The 14,152-nt window shown below is 71.2% G+C and carries 15 protein-coding genes, 1 tRNA gene and 1 other RNA gene; 4 read left to right on the forward strand and 13 right to left on the reverse strand.

Annotated elements, in window-relative coordinates; all coding sequences use genetic code 11:
• Positions 1 to 27 precede the first annotated feature (27 nt).
• The gene (locus G3I54_RS27660) at positions 28 to 828 is read left to right on the forward strand and encodes a TetR/AcrR family transcriptional regulator (protein WP_203687271.1); all 801 of its coding nucleotides are present in this window, start codon (positions 28 to 30) and stop codon (positions 826 to 828) included.
• Positions 829 to 842: 14 nt separating this feature from the next.
• On the opposite strand, the gene G3I54_RS27665 is transcribed toward G3I54_RS27660, so the two are convergent.
• The 5 genes from G3I54_RS27665 to G3I54_RS27685 form a co-directional block, all read right to left on the reverse strand.
• Positions 843 to 1,850 (reverse strand): NAD(P)-dependent oxidoreductase, encoded by a 1,008-nt coding sequence (locus G3I54_RS27665; RefSeq protein ID WP_164618260.1) that lies wholly within the window; start codon positions 1,848 to 1,850, stop codon positions 843 to 845.
• A 7-nt stretch (positions 1,851 to 1,857) separates the two neighbouring features.
• Positions 1,858 to 2,328: a PPOX class F420-dependent oxidoreductase gene (locus tag G3I54_RS27670; protein WP_164618262.1), complete on the reverse strand. Its 471-nt coding sequence runs from the start codon at positions 2,326 to 2,328 to the stop codon at positions 1,858 to 1,860.
• 115 nt (positions 2,329 to 2,443) lie between these two features.
• Complete coding sequence (locus tag G3I54_RS27675; protein WP_164618264.1) at positions 2,444 to 3,262, reverse strand: YceI family protein; 819 nt, start codon at positions 3,260 to 3,262, stop codon at positions 2,444 to 2,446.
• A gap of 245 nt (positions 3,263 to 3,507) precedes the next feature.
• The gene (locus G3I54_RS27680; protein WP_164618266.1) at positions 3,508 to 6,051 is read right to left on the reverse strand and encodes an MFS transporter; all 2,544 of its coding nucleotides are present in this window, start codon (positions 6,049 to 6,051) and stop codon (positions 3,508 to 3,510) included.
• 31 nt (positions 6,052 to 6,082) lie between these two features.
• Positions 6,083 to 6,595 (reverse strand): MarR family transcriptional regulator, encoded by a 513-nt coding sequence (locus G3I54_RS27685; RefSeq protein ID WP_164618279.1) that lies wholly within the window; start codon positions 6,593 to 6,595, stop codon positions 6,083 to 6,085.
• A gap of 259 nt (positions 6,596 to 6,854) precedes the next feature.
• On the opposite strand from G3I54_RS27685, the gene G3I54_RS27690 reads away from it, so the two are divergent.
• Positions 6,855 to 7,070 (forward strand): hypothetical protein, encoded by a 216-nt coding sequence (locus G3I54_RS27690; RefSeq protein ID WP_030077455.1) that lies wholly within the window; start codon positions 6,855 to 6,857, stop codon positions 7,068 to 7,070.
• Between the two features lie 158 nt (positions 7,071 to 7,228).
• Here the strand turns inward: G3I54_RS27690 and G3I54_RS27695 are convergent, their stop codons facing one another.
• The 8 genes from G3I54_RS27695 to G3I54_RS27725 all read right to left on the reverse strand — a co-directional run bounded on the left by G3I54_RS27695 (position 7,229) and on the right by G3I54_RS27725 (position 12,449).
• The gene (locus G3I54_RS27695; protein WP_164618267.1) at positions 7,229 to 8,098 is read right to left on the reverse strand and encodes a hypothetical protein; all 870 of its coding nucleotides are present in this window, start codon (positions 8,096 to 8,098) and stop codon (positions 7,229 to 7,231) included.
• A gap of 101 nt (positions 8,099 to 8,199) precedes the next feature.
• Entirely contained in the window at positions 8,200 to 9,066 is an 867-nt protein-coding gene (locus G3I54_RS27700; RefSeq protein WP_030579030.1) for an RNA polymerase sigma factor SigF, read from the reverse strand.
• Positions 9,067 to 9,300: 234 nt separating this feature from the next.
• Complete coding sequence (locus G3I54_RS27705; RefSeq protein ID WP_164618269.1) at positions 9,301 to 10,206, reverse strand: RNA polymerase sigma factor SigF; 906 nt, start codon at positions 10,204 to 10,206, stop codon at positions 9,301 to 9,303.
• 211 nt (positions 10,207 to 10,417) lie between these two features.
• Entirely contained in the window at positions 10,418 to 10,711 is a 294-nt protein-coding gene (locus G3I54_RS27710; RefSeq protein WP_015610041.1) for a Dabb family protein, read from the reverse strand.
• A 10-nt stretch (positions 10,712 to 10,721) separates the two neighbouring features.
• Positions 10,722 to 10,886, reverse strand: a complete 165-nt coding sequence (locus G3I54_RS39095) for a hypothetical protein (RefSeq protein ID WP_007446295.1) — start codon at positions 10,884 to 10,886, stop codon at positions 10,722 to 10,724.
• Positions 10,887 to 11,318: 432 nt separating this feature from the next.
• Positions 11,319 to 11,639 (reverse strand): transcriptional regulator, encoded by a 321-nt coding sequence (locus G3I54_RS27715; protein WP_343240438.1) that lies wholly within the window; start codon positions 11,637 to 11,639, stop codon positions 11,319 to 11,321.
• Positions 11,636 to 12,127 carry a hypothetical protein gene (locus tag G3I54_RS27720; RefSeq protein WP_164618271.1) on the reverse strand — a complete coding sequence of 164 codons (492 nt, stop codon included), beginning with the start codon at positions 12,125 to 12,127 and terminating at the stop codon, positions 11,636 to 11,638. The genes G3I54_RS27715 and G3I54_RS27720 overlap by 4 nt, the downstream gene beginning before the upstream one ends.
• A 234-nt stretch (positions 12,128 to 12,361) precedes the next feature.
• Positions 12,362 to 12,449 (reverse strand) — tRNA-Ser (locus G3I54_RS27725).
• Positions 12,450 to 12,582: 133 nt separating this feature from the next.
• Here G3I54_RS27725 and ffs point away from each other — a divergent pair.
• Together ffs and G3I54_RS27735 are read left to right on the forward strand one after the other, a co-directional pair.
• Positions 12,583 to 12,677, forward strand: an RNA gene (ffs, locus tag G3I54_RS27730) — signal recognition particle sRNA small type.
• Between the two features lie 79 nt (positions 12,678 to 12,756).
• Positions 12,757 to 14,152, forward strand: a 1,396-nt coding sequence (locus G3I54_RS27735) for a DNA polymerase III subunit gamma and tau (protein WP_164618273.1), incomplete at its 3' end; no start/stop codon positions are given.

Raw genomic sequence — 14,152 nt, forward strand, 5'->3', positions numbered from 1 at the left:
GTCCGAGCAAGACGAGGAGAGTGCGCCATGGTGTCCGCGTCCGGGGCCGAGTCAGCGTCCGAGTCCGACCGCGCGAACGACACCGTGCGGACCAGCGTGTGGCTGGACCGGCGGACCCCCGCGCGCTCCCGCCGGTCGGAGTCCCCGGCGGGCCTGGACCGCAACCGCATCACCGAGGCATCGGTGCGGCTGCTGGACGCCGACGGCCTCGCCAAGTTCTCCATGCGCCGGCTCGCCGCCGAGCTGGACGTCACCGCGATGTCCCTCTACTGGTACGTCGACACCAAGGACGACCTCCTGGAGCTGGCGCTCGACTCGGTCTACGCCGAGATCGCCCCGCCCCGCGAGGGCGCCGACTGGCGGGACCGGCTGCGGGACCTGGCCCGCAGCTACCGCGAACTCCTCGTCCGCCACATCTGGATCTCGCCGCTGGCCGGTACCTTCCTCAACATCGGCCCGAACTCCATGCTGTTCTCGTACGCGGTCCAGGACATCGTCCGGGCCACCGGCCTGCCCCTGGAGCGGCAGACGGGCGCGCTCTCGGCGGTCTTCCAGTTCGTGTACGGATTCGGCACCGTCGAGGGCCACTTCAAGGCGCGCTGCGACGCGACCGGGCTCACGCAGGACGAGTACCACCAGCGGGCGATGGGCACGATCAGAGCGCAGCCGCACATGAAGGAGATCGCCGCGTACTCCGACGACATCATGGCGGCCCGGGGCGGCGACACCGTCGAGGAGATGCGCGAGCGGGACTTCGTCTTCGCGCTGGACCTGCTGATCGCGGGCATCGAGACGATGAGCGACCGGACCGGCTCCCCCGCACAGTAGAACCGCCCCGGCGGTCAGTATCCGCGCGCCACGTCCACCGTCAGCTCGGGCCGCCGGCCCGCCGTCACGGCCTCCCAGCAGGCGGCGAAGTCCACGGCCACGTCCTCGTCGGTGGTGATGCCCGAGGAGTGCGAGGTGATGACCGTACGGGGCAGCCTCCACACCGGGTCGTCGGGCGCGGCCGGTTCCGCCGGCAGCACGTCCAGGACCGCCCGCCGCACCCGGCCCTCCCGCAGCGCGCCCTCCAGCGCCCCCATGTCCACGGTCGCGCCCCGCCCCACGTTGACGAACGTCGCCCCGCGCACCGCCGCGAACCGGGCGGCCCCGAAGAAGCCCTTTGTGGCCCCGGTCGACGGCAGCGTGGAGATCACCCAGCGGGCCTCGGCCAGCGCCTCGGCGTCCTCACCGGCCCCGACGACCAGGTCGAAGCCGGGCACCACCCGGGCGGAACCCGGCACCACCGGGCCAGGGCCGGAACCCTGCGGCGGCCCGGACCGTGTCGTGCGGGCGACGCCCACCGTGCGTACCCCGCAGGCCGCCAGCAGCCGTCCGACGGCCGCGCCGATGCGCCCGGTCCCGTAGATCAGCGCGGTCCGCCCGGCGATGAGCTCCGTGGGCAGGCGCTCCCAGTGCGCGCGGGCGTGCTGGGCGGTGAACTCCGGTACGGACTGGCACTCGGCGAGCATCCAGCCCAGCACGTACTGGGCCATCCGCTCGCCCATCCGCCCCACGGTCCGGGTCAGCAGCGCCGGGGCGGGCCAGGGGCCGGCGGAGAACAGGGGGTCCGTGCCCGCGTTGACGCTGTGGAACCAGAGCAGTCGGTCCGTCCGCAGCGCGTCGGGCAGCGTCTCGCCCACGCAGAGCAGGGGCTCGTCGCCCGGCGGCGGGACATCCGCCAGGGGCTCCGCGCCCCGCCCGGCGATCCGCTCCAGCTCCCGCGCCAGGCCGCCGCCCGGCGAGGGCGCGACCAGCAGCCGGGCCCGCGCGAGATCGTCGGGCGCGGGCAGCGGGGTCGCGGTCATCGCGGGATCAGCTCCCCGGGGCCAGGCGGGCCGGGAAGCCGCCGGTGGCGACGGGGCCCCAGCGCTCCGGGGTGACCCGGATGATCGACTTGCCCTGCTTCACCATCGCCGCCCGGTACTCGTCCCAGTCCGGATGCTCGCCCGAGATGTTCCGGAAGTACTCGACGAGCGGCTCGACGGAGTCCGGGGCGTCGATGACCTCCGCCGTACCGTCGATCTGCACCCACGGCCCGTCCCACTCGTCCGACAGCACGATCACGCTGACCCGTTCGTCGCGCCGCGCGTTGCGGGTCTTGGCGCGCTCGGGGTACGTCGACATGACGATCCGCCCCGAGTCGTCCACGCCGCAGGTCAGCGGGGAGCCCTGGGGGCGGCCGTCGGACCGGGCGGTGAGCAGGACCGCCCGGTGCCGGGGGCGTACGAACGCCAGCAACTCGTCGAGCTCCACGGCGGTGTTGGTCGCGATGTTCGGTGCCATGCCCACCACCCTACGACCGGGCCGAACCGCCGGCCGGGCAACGCCTCGCCCCCACGAGCGAGCCGACGGCCGGCCGGGCAACGCCTCGCGCGACCGGCGCGAGGCGGGCCGGGGGTCACGGCACGGGCAGTGCCTCGCCCTGCACCGCCTGGATGTCCAGTTCCACGCGCAGGGTCGTGCCGATCGCGGAGATGCCCGCCTGGACGACCTGGTTGTAGTTCATCGCGAAGTCGTCGCGGCGCAGTTCGGCGGTGGCGTGGAAGGCCGCGCGCACCCCGCCCCACGGGTCGGGCCCGGTGCCGAGGTAGCTGAGGTCCAGGTCGACGGGGCGCGAGACGCCGTGCATCGTCAGCTCGCCGTGCACGGTCCAGCGGTCGGGTCCGGCCGGGGCGAGGGCGGTGGAGCTGTAGGCGATCTCCGGGTACCGGTCCACGTCCAGGAAGTCGGGCGAGCGCAGATGCTTGTCCCGCATGCCGTTGCCGGTGTCGATGCTGGCCGCCCTGATCACCGCGTCGACGCGGGATCGGGAGACGTCCTCGGCGATCTCGATCCGGCCGCCGAAGTCGGTGAAGCGGCCGTGCACGCTGGAGATCCCCAGGTGCTGGGCGACCGCGCCGACCGAGGAGTGCGCGGGGTCGAGCGACCAGGCGCCCGGCGGCGGCAGCTGCACCCCGCCCTGGCGGGCCAGCACGATCTGGCCGCCCTCGATCCGGCCGCTCGCGGTGACGAGGGCGGTCGAGGCGGCGGGGGCGTACCCGACCGCCGTGACGATCACCGTGTACGCGCCGGCCGCGAGGGAACCGTCCGTGCGGACGGCGCCGTCCTCGTCGGCCGTGGCCCGCAGCACCTGGGCGCCGGTCATGTCGGTGACCGTCACGACGGCGTGCTGGACCGCCCAGCCGTCCCGTGTCCGTACCTGTGCGCGAAGTCCCATCCGTACCTCTCCTAGAAGCCCTGGCTCGATGACCCGTCCGGCCGTGCCGTCGGGAAATGAGTCGGGCCCCGGGGCGGACACGGCAGGCCGTCCCCTGCCCGCCGTACCCGCCTCCGGGGCCCATTTCCACCCGGTCGCGACAGCCTCTCCGCTCGAAGTGCCGTCCGACCAGGGGTCTTCGCGATCCCTTCACGTGCGCACGCGCATCCCTATAGGTGCACGTGCGCACGCGCCGGAGGGATCAATCACTCACCCGAGTGGGCGAGTTCGATGTCGTGACCGTCGACTCCCGTACCGCTGACGGTGAGGGAGCCCGCCACCGGCGGGTAGCCGGTCGCGATGACCGTGTACTCGCCCGTGTCCAGGTCGGTGAAGGCGTACGCCCCGTCCTCGCCGGTCGTCGCGGTGGCGACCACGTTGCCCGCCGCGTCGATCAGCGTGACCCGGGCGTCGGCCAGCGGGCTCCGGGCGGACCCGGCCCGCACGACGCCCTGGACCAGTGCACCGGACCGCAGCGCGGCCTCGACGCGGGTGACGCCCTGGCCGCCGATCTCCACCGGCAGCGCCAGCGGACGAAAGCCGGCCGCGTTGACCGCGACGGTCACGGAGCCCGGGATCAGCTCGCCGAAGGCGAACTCACCGGTCGGGCCGGACGTGCCGGTGGCCAGTACGTCGCCCCGGACGTCGGTCACGATGACCATCGCGCCGTCGACCGGAGTGCCGGACCCTTCGGCCCTGACGGTTCCGGCCAGCCCGCTCGTACCGGACAGCAGGATGTCGAAGGCCAGCGGCTCCTCGCCGACGACCACCGTGGACGCCTGCGGCTGGTAGCCGTCGGCGGAGGCGATCAGCACATAGCTGCCGGAGCCGGGGGCGTCCAGGGTGTAGCCGCCGTCGGGCCGGGCCACGGAGCGCCCGAGCTGACGGCCGCCCAGCGAGATCAGGGTGACGGCCGCACGGGCGACCGGAGCACCCTCCGCGCCGCGCACCACACCGTGTACGGGAGTGCCCTGGACGGTGTCGAGGACGTCGTACGAGGCGGGAGCGCCGGCACCGTCGTCAGCGGTGGTGTCCACCGAGGTGACCCCGGCCGCGCCCTCGGAGACCAGTCCGGCAGCGCCGACGGCGGCGGGCACGGGGGCCTCGGCCGCCTCGACGGCCGCCGGGGCGTCGGCCGGGGTGTCGTTCCCGGCGCTGGTCTTCAGGGCGACCTCCTTGATGAAGATCGTCACGATGAAGGCGATCAGCGCGCACGGAGCGGCGTACAGGAAGACGTCGCCGACGCCGTGCCCGTACGCGGTCTCCATGACCACGCGGAAGGGCTCGGGAAGCTTGTCCAGGTCGGGGATGCCCCCGCCGCCGGTACCGCCGTGGCCGAGCTTGGCGCCCTCGGGACCGAGTTCGGCGAGGCCGTCCTTGACGTACTGCGTGACGCGGTTGCCGAGCACCGCGCCCAGCGCCGAGACGCCGATCGCACCGCCGAGGGACCGGAAGAAGGTGACGACGGAGCTCGCGGAACCGAGGTCCTCGGGAGCGACCTGGTTCTGCGTGGCGAGGACCAGGTTCTGCATCATCATGCCGATGCCGAGGCCCATGACGAACATGAAGACCGCGACGTGCCAGTACTCGGTGTCGTACCGGATCGTGCCGAGCATCCCGAGCCCGGCCGTGACCAGGAAGCCACCGCTGACCAGCCACGCCTTCCAGCGCCCGGTCTTGGTGATGATCTGGCCGGAGACGGTAGAGGAGAGGAAGAGCCCCGCGATCATCGGGATGGTCATGACGCCGGACATCGTCGGCGACTTGCCGCGCGCCAGCTGGAAGTACTGGCTGAAGAACACGGTGCCCGCGAACATCGCGATACCGACGAACAGCGAGGCGATCGAGGCCAGCGTGATGGTGCGGTTACGGAAGAGGCGCAGCGGAATGATCGGCTCGGCGGCGCGCGACTCGACGAGGACGAAGATCAGGCCGAGCAGGACGGAGCCCGCGACCATCACGTACGTCTGCCACGACAGCCAGTCGTACTTGTCGCCCGCGAAGGTCACCCAGACCAGCAGGAGCGAGACGGCGGCGCTGATGAAGAACGCGCCGGTCCAGTCGACCTTGACGCCCTCGCGCTTGACGACCGGGAGCTTCAGGGTCTTCTGGAGCACGATCAGGGCGATGATCGCGAACGGCACGCCCACGTAGAAGCACCAGCGCCAGCCCATCCAGCTGGTGTCGGTGATGACGCCGCCGAGCAGCGGACCGCCGACGGTGGCGACGGCGAAGACCGCGCCCAGGTAGCCGCTGTAGCGGCCGCGCTCGCGCGGGGCGATCATCGCGGCCATCACGATCTGCGCGAGGGCGGAGAGCCCGCCGACGCCGATGCCCTGGACGACCCGGCAGGCGATGAGCATGCCGCTGCTGGTCGACATACCGGCGACGACCGAGCCCAGGACGTAGATGATCAGGGCTATCTGGACCAGCAGCTTCTTGCTGAAGAGGTCCGAGAGCTTGCCCCAGAGCGGGGTGGTGGCGGTCATGGCCAGCAGCGAGGCCGTCACGACCCAGGTGTAGGCGCTCTGGCCGCCGCCGAGGTCGGAGATGATCTCGGGCAGGGCGTTGGAGACGACCGTCGACGACAGGATCGCGACGAACATGCCGAGCAGCAGCCCGGTCAGCGCCTCCATGATCTGCCGGTGTGTCATCGGCGTGCCGTCGGAGGCGCCGGAGGCGGTGGTGCCGCCGTGCCCTCCGTGCTTGGCGTGGCCGCCCCGCACACCGGTGGGTGTGGTCGTAGCCATTGAGTTCCTTATCCGTGCGTATTTGCTTCTGTTACACAGGTGTACGGGTGTGAGCCTCGTCGCCGAGGCGGGTCCTGCACTCGCCGGTGTGACTTCCGGGGGCGCAGCCGCCGGATCCGCGACAGGCGAAGCTGTCGCGCAGCCGGGACAGCAGCGCGATGAGCCGGCCGACGTCCTCGTCGGACCAGTCCTGGAGGTTGTGGGCGAACATCTCGGTGGTCCGCCGGGTCAGTTCGCCGAGCTGCTCGTGCCCGCCGGGGGTCAGCCGCAGGATGCGGGACCGCTTGTCCGCCGGGTCCGGAGACCGTTCGATCCAGCCGCGATCGGCCACATGGGCCACGTGGCGACTGGTCACCGACATGTCCACGGACAGCAGCTCGGCGAGCCGGCTGATCCGCATCTCGCCGTGCCGGTCCAGGAGGGTCAGTACGGCGGCGGATCCCGCGGGGCACTCGGGGGGCAGGGCTCGGGCGAGCCCTCTTTTGACGGCCCCGACGGCGCTGAGCTGCCGGGCCAGTTCCTCGTAACTACTCCGTGCGGCCACGGGAACCCCCAGCACACTCACGACTATGTTGTTGCTTAGGGCAACGATAGAAGCCGTTGGTTGCTGCAGGCAAACGAAAACGGCCTTGCAGAAGTAAAGGAACGCAAAAGCCTCCGTAGGGTCGAGGTCAAGCGCGTTCCGCGCCTGTTCTCCGTACGCTTTCCGCGTGATCTCCGGGCCTCGCCGCCGCAGGTGGAGCGGGGTGCCGGACGGCCCCGGGGGTTGGGCCGGGGGCCCGAGTTCGCTAGGGTCCTGCCCCATGGCACACAACCCCCACGCCCCTCAGCCGGGCCCCGAGGGCAACCACGACCCGGCGGGCAGCACGCAGATGTTCCGCGCCTTCGTCGACGAGGGCGAGCCGCAGCGCCGGCAGCAGCCCGCGGCGACCTCGTCCGGGCCGAGAGTCGGGGTGATCGCGGCGGTGATCGCGGTCGTCGTCGTCCTCGGTGCGGTGGCCTGGCTCGCACTGGGCTGATCCACGACAGCACGACCGTACGACTGCACGACCGTACGATCCGGCCGCACGGGGAACGGACGGCGGAGCCATGACGACCGGCTCCCGCTCCGCCCCCGGGCGGCCTTCGTGCGTCCGGGGGCGGGCTGTGCGGGGTGTGCGTGTTCCGCGGGTCCGGATCACTCCCACTCGGCGGAGACGTCCTGGGTCTCGACGCGCATGCCCAGTGGGACCCGCCAGGACTCCACGCAGACGGTGTACGTCTTGGAGCGCGTCGAACCCGCGTCGATCGGGGCGGGCAGGGGCTGGGACGAGGTGATCGTCGCCCAGTCGACGCCGAGGGCGCCGATGATGTGCGTGGCGAAGGTGACGGTCCCCGAGCGCGCCGGGGAGCCGCCGGTGTTGCGGAACTCCACGGTCACCTTCTCGCACCACCGCTTGTCCGCCGCCGCGCGCTGCGGGGCGCTCAGCGTCAGCGCGGCCGGGGTCGCGGGCGGGGCGGGCGGCTTCGGGGTGCCGGAGGACCCGCCGCCGCCCGGCTTCGAGGGCGTGGAGGGCTTGGCGGGCTCGGCGGGCTTCGCGCCGGGCGCATCGGACGAACCGGGAGAGCTGGGTGAACCGGGCGAGCCGGGTGAACTGGGCGAACCATGAACCCCCGCCGCATCGGCAGACCCAGGTGCACCGGCAGCCCCCTGGCCGCCGGCCGACCCCGTACGCGCCCCACCGCCACCGGGACCGTCCTGGGAGCCCCGCGGCACGCTCGCGCCGGGGGAGGAGCCCGCAGACGGGGACGCACCGCCCCCACGACCGCCACTCGCCGCACCCCCGCCGCTCTCGTCGAGGGGAGTGAGCGTCACCTCGCCCGAAGGCCGCCCGTCCCCGCCCGAGGGGCCCTTCGAGTCTTCGGCGGCCGCGCCCACCGCCACGTAACCGTCTCCCGGTCCGCTTCCGCAGCCGGACAGGAGGCCGGCGCCCAGGCACAGCGCGGCCGCCGAGGCGGCGACGGCGCTGCCTCGGCGGCCGGTGGAGCCGCATGTCTGACGTCGCATCGCGTCAGTGTGTCTGACGCACCGTCAAAGTTGAACCCCGGTGCACCGATCCACAAGTTTCGGCCGACGGAAGCGACGGAGGGACCGGTGTCCCGGTCCGCTCAGTCAGCGATGAGACCTTCCCTGAGCTGCGCGAGCGTGCGGGTGAGCAGCCGGGAGACGTGCATCTGGGAGATGCCGACCTCCTCGCCGATCTGCGACTGCGTCATGTTCGCGAAGAACCGCAGCATGATGATCTGGCGCTCGCGCGGGGCGAGCTTGGCCAGCAGCGGCTTCAGCGACTCGCGGTACTCGACGCCTTCCAGCGCCGTGTCCTCGTAGCCGAGGCGGTCGGCGAGCGAGCCCTCGCCGCCGTCGTCCTCGGGCGAGGGGGAGTCCAGGGAGGAGGCGGTGTAGGCGTTGCCGACGGCGAGACCGTCGACCACGTCCTCCTCGGAGACCCCGAGCGCGCGGGCCAGCTCCGGCACGGTCGGCGAGCGGTCGAGCTTCTGCGCGAGCTCGTCGCTGGTCTTGGTCAGCGCGAGCCGCAGCTCCTGGAGGCGGCGGGGGACCCGCACGGACCAGGAGGTGTCGCGGAAGAAGCGTTTGATCTCGCCGACGACGGTGGGCATCGCGAACGTCGGGAACTCCACGCCCCGTTCGCAGTCGAACCGGTCGATCGCCTTGATCAGGCCGATCGTGCCGACCTGGACGATGTCCTCCATCGGTTCGTTGCGGCTGCGGAACCGCGCCGCGGCGTACCGCACCAGCGGGAGGTTCAGTTCGATCAGTGTGTCCCGCACGTAGGTCCGCTCCGGACTGTCCGTTCCCTCGGGCCCCGAGGCGGGGCCGAGCGCGGCGAGCCGCAGGAACAGGGAGCGGGACAGCGTGCGGGTGTCGATGGCTTCCGGTGAGCTGGTGAGCACGGCGGGTGCCGGCACGCTCTTCGTGAGCGTGAGCACCTTCGAGCTGCCCTGTTCTTCGGACATGCCACCCCCTTGAGGTCGCGGACGGTCGCGGTGGCCGCGACCATCGGAGGAACGCAGCCTCCACCTGAATACCGGAGGCGGGGCTGCGGCAAACGCGCTTCGAGCAGAATGTCACATGTCGGCAACACGCTGTAGTGACATGTCGACAAGTCAGCGCCGAATCCGCCCTGGAAACAGGGGGTGTAGGGCTTTTATGCCGTCAGAACTGCTCTGTGGACGGTCTACCCGTTCCGGTTACGCCTCGATCCTGTTTGCGGATCTCAGTCGGGCGAAGCTTCGGGCGAGGAGCCTTGACACATGCATCTGGGAGACGCCCAGTTCCGCGCTGATCTGAGACTGGGTCAAGTTGCTGTAGTAGCGCAGCAGAAGGATGCGCTGCTCGCGCTCGGGGAGCTGGACGAGGAGGTGGCGTACGAGATCGCGGTGCTCGACGCCGGCGAGCGCGGGGTCCTCGTAACCGAGCCGGTCGAGCAGTCCGGGCAGCCCGTCGCCCTCCTGGGCGGCTTCCAGCGAGGTCGCGTGGTACGAGCGCCCGGCCTCGATGCAGGCGAGCACCTCGTCCTCGGAGATCTTGAGCCGCTCGGCGATCTCGGCGGTGGTCGGGGACCGGCCGTGAGCGGTCGTCAGGTCCTCGGTGGCCCCGGTGACCTGGACCCAGAGCTCGTGCAGTCGGCGAGGGACGTGGACGGTGCGCACATTGTCGCGAAAGTAACGTTTGATCTCGCCGACGACGGTGGGCATCGCGAAGGTGGGGAACTGGACCCCGCGTTCCGGATCGAACCGGTCGATGGCGTTGATCAGACCGATCGTGCCGACCTGGACGACGTCCTCCATCGGTTCGTTGCGGCTGCGGAACCGCGCCGCGGCGTACCGCACGAGCGGGAGGTTCGCCTCGATGAGGGCGGCCCGGACCCGGCGGTGCTCCGGAGTGCCCGGCTCCAGGTCGGTGAGCTGGCCGAAGAGGACCTGGGTGAGCGCCCTGGTGTCGGCACCGCGGGCCCTGGCGGGCCGGGCCGAGGGGTCCGGGGTCTCGGTCTGGATGTCCTCGGCCCGGACGGTCGGGACGTTCTGACCGCTGTGGCCGCTCTGGCCGTTCTGGACGGTCTGGGGAGGCACTTGAGGCGCTGTACTGGCCGGCACGGTGACGCCACCCCTTTGCGGTCAACTACGGTCAACTCATCCGTCAAAAGCGGTCATAGCATCACAAGACATGTCCACTGTGTGCAAGCACCGCATAGTGCCGTGTTGACGGCATAAGGGTTTAAAAAGAACAAGGAAACCCCCCGCCGGAACGGCGAGGGGTTGGGCGGAACCGGTACGGGGAACGGGTGGCCGGTCTCCGCGAGAGAGGTCAGAAGGGGTAGTCGGCGATCACCCAAGTGGCGAATTCGCGCCACTGTCCCGCGGCGGCCTGGTGGGCGGGGTGCTCGATGTACCGCTTGAGGGCGTCCTCGTCGGCGACGGCGGAGTTGATGGCGTAGTCGTACGCGATCGGCCGGTCGGTGATGTTCCAGGCGCACTCCCAGAACTCCAGCTCCGGGACCTGCCCCGCCAGCTCCCGGAAGGCCCGGTCCCCGGCGACGACCCGCGGGTCGTCCCGCTCGACGCCCTCGTTCAGCTTGAAGAGGACCAGGTGGCGGATCATCGTGGGGCTCCTACTTCACCAGTTCTGACATGAAGTCACCGACGCTCTGCGCGGCGGTGGAAATGCCCTCGAACCCTACCTGGACCAGCTCGGCGGCCCGCTGGGGAGACATGATGATCGTGTACAGCACGAAGACCACCAATATGTAGATGATGATCGTCTTTGCCTTGGCCACAATCCTCGCCCCTCCATCGTCCCCGCGTGCGATCGGGCGATTGTATCCGCACGAATGGCCGTATCCGGGGGCTGTACCCGGTCCGTATCCGGGCTGTTTCTGATCACTGATGCGCTCTTTAAGGACCTACGACCCCGCCATCGGGGTCTTTCGCCCGACCTCACGGCTCCCGCCGCCCGGCAGGATGGATACCGAGCCCGACGGGACCAGGCAGGACCCGAAGGGCCCGGAACAGGGCCTCCCTGTGGGGCCACCGCCGCGCGATACCCCCTGACCGCGGCGGGCGTGCCAGCAGGCCCTGTTCTCATCGGGGGAAGCGGCTTGTCCCCCCGATGCCGCTTCCCCCGACCTGAACCGCGAAGCCGGAGCGCCCGGCCGCCGTGCATCCTCTGTACGGCGGCCGGGCGCTCTGCTTTTCAGGAGATCGTTCGATCAGGGAGCCCGATCCGCCGGCCCCACGATCGCCCGCAGCGCCGCGAGGTGCCCCCGATAGGCGTTCCGGCCCTGCCGGGTCAGGCGGAGCCAGATGCGCTGCCGGGTGTCACGGACGGCCTTGCGCTGCTCGACGTAGCCGGCGTCCATCAGTACGGAGGCGTGCTTGCTCAGTACGGAGGCGGAGAGGCCGAGTTGCTTCTGGACCAGGCCGAACTCCGCCTCGCCCGCGGTGTCCAGCAGGGCGCAGATACGCAGCCGGTTCGGGGCGTGGATGGTGGCGTCGAAGCCCTGCATCGCATCGTCGGCTTCGGCGCTCACGCGGTCTTCCGGTGCAGTCGGACGAAGGCGAGGTGGAAACCGACGGACACGGCGGCGCCGATCAGCGAGGCCGCGACCAGCCACACCGCCCACCCCGTGACGCGGAACGCGAAAGCCGCCCCCACCAGCAGCACGGGCATGCCGATCGCGAGCGGCACGGTCGCCTGCTTCGGCAGTACGTCCAACCGCAGAGCCACCCCGGTCCTGGCCCGCCACCCCCTGGCCGCGACGGCGAACAGCACCCCGTGCACCGCGGTGATCGCCAGCATGATGCCCATCCAGGCGGGGCTGGGCAGCAGCCAGTCCTCGTCGGCCATGGCGCCTCCGTAGGCGATCGGGAGCGCGGCGACGTAGAGCGTGAGCGTGATGAAGAACCAGTTCGGCCACGGCGTGGCCGAGAGCGCCGCGGCGGAGGCCTGGACGCGCTCGGTGTCGGCGAGCGCGGAGTGAGCCTGCTCTGGCGTCGGTCGTAGCCCGTTGGTTTCCATGACGGAAAGAGTAGCGGACGGTTTCCGCCACGGAAAGAGAAGCTTTTCCGATGCGGAAAGTGGAGGGTGCGGCGGGGCTTCGACCCGGAGCACGGGCCACGCCCGGAGGGTCGCCCTGGTCATCGACGTACAGCATGCGGCGGACGTGGGCACCCACGAGAACTGCGACCCTCAACGTCGAAGGCCCCCGCAGCGAGCTGCGGGGGCCTTCGACGTATTGCCCGGTGAGAGCAATGGCGGAGGATACGAGATTCGAACTCGTGAGGGGTTGCCCCCAACACGCTTTCCAAGCGTGCGCCCTAGGCCACTAGGCGAATCCTCCGCCGCAAACAATACAAGACGTTGGAGGGTGCTCGCGAACACGTTCCCCAAAGATCGTCCGGAGAGGGTCCGCAGGTCGTTCGGCGGGGGCGGGCGGGTGGACCTGAGGGGGTGGGGATCCGCTAAGGTGGGCGTCAGCCCCTCACGTGGCGCTATCTGACTGAACTCCCCCAGGGCCGGAAGGCAGCAAGGGTAGGTTGGCTCTGGCGGGTGCGTGGGGGGCCCTTTGCGTTCCCGGGGGGTCTTGGCGGGCGGGTGGTCGGGCGACGTGGGTTCGGTTGTCGGTCGGCCCCGATAACCTCGTAGATGTGTCGTCCCTTGCGCTGTACCGCCGCTACCGCCCCGAGTCGTTCGCCGAGGTCATCGGTCAGGAGCATGTCACTGACCCGCTCCAGCAGGCCCTGCGGAACAACCGGGTCAATCACGCGTACCTGTTCAGCGGGCCGCGCGGCTGTGGAAAGACGACCAGCGCGCGCATCCTCGCCCGCTGTCTGAACTGCGAGCAGGGGCCCACGCCCACGCCGTGCGGGGAGTGCCAGTCCTGCCGGGACCTGGCGCGCAACGGGCCGGGTTCCATCGATGTGATCGAGATCGACGCCGCCTCGCACGGTGGTGTGGACGACGCCCGTGATCTGCGCGAGAAGGCGTTCTTCGGGCCCGCCTCCAGTCGCTACAAGATCTACATCATCGACGAGGCGCACATGGTCACCCCGGCGGGCTTCAACGCCCTGCTGAAGGTGGTCGAGGAGCCGCCGGAGCACCTCAAGTTCATCTTCGCGACGACCGAGCCCGAGAAGGTCATCGGGACGATCCGGTCGCGTACGCACCACTATCCGTTCCGGCTCGTTCCTCCTGGGACCCTGCGCAGCTATCTCGCCGATGTGTGCGGGCGGGAGAACAGCCCGGTCGAGGACGGCGTCCTGCCGCTCGTCGTGCGCGCCGGCGCCGGGTCCGTGCGTGACTCCATGTCCGTCATGGACCAGCTGCTGGCCGGTGCGGGCGACGACGGTGTGACATACGCCATGGCCACCTCCCTCCTGGGGTACACCGACGGCTCGCTGCTCGACTCGATCATCGACGCCTTCGCCGCCGGCGACGGGGCCGCCGCCTTCGAGGTCGTGGACCGGGTCATCGAGGGCGGCAACGACCCGCGTCGGTTCGTGGCCGATCTGTTGGAGCGGCTGCGTGATCTGGTGATCCTCGCCGCCGTGCCGGACGCGGGGGAGAAGGGGCTCATCGACGCCCCCGCCGATGTCGTCGAGCGCATGCAGGCCCAGGCCTCCGTCTTCGGCGCCGCCGAGCTGAGCCGCGCCGCCGACCTGGTCAACGACGGGCTCACGGAGATGCGCGGGGCCACCTCGCCGCGCCTTCAGGTGGAGCTGATCTGCGCCCGGGTCCTGTTGCCCGCCGCCTACGACGACGAGCGGTCGCTGCAGGCCCGGGTCGACCGGCTGGAGCGCGGGGCCTCGGCCGCCGCTGCCGCCTCGTTCGCCGCTCCGCCCGCCGGCGCCGCTCCCATGGGGTACGTGCCGGGCCCGGACGCCCATGCTCCGCAGGCTCATGCCGCCCAGGTCCCTGCCGCCCCCGCCGGTCCGGACGCGGCCCGTGCCGCCGTACGGGGCGAGGCGCCCGCCCCCGCCGCCTACGCACCGCCCGCCGCCGAGCCCGTCCCGCAGGCTCCCGCCCAGGCCTACCCGCCCGCCC

The sequence above is a fragment of the Streptomyces sp. SID14515 genome (genome assembly GCF_010548505.1).
Taxonomy (GTDB): Bacteria; Actinomycetota; Actinomycetes; order Streptomycetales; family Streptomycetaceae; genus Streptomyces; species Streptomyces caviscabies.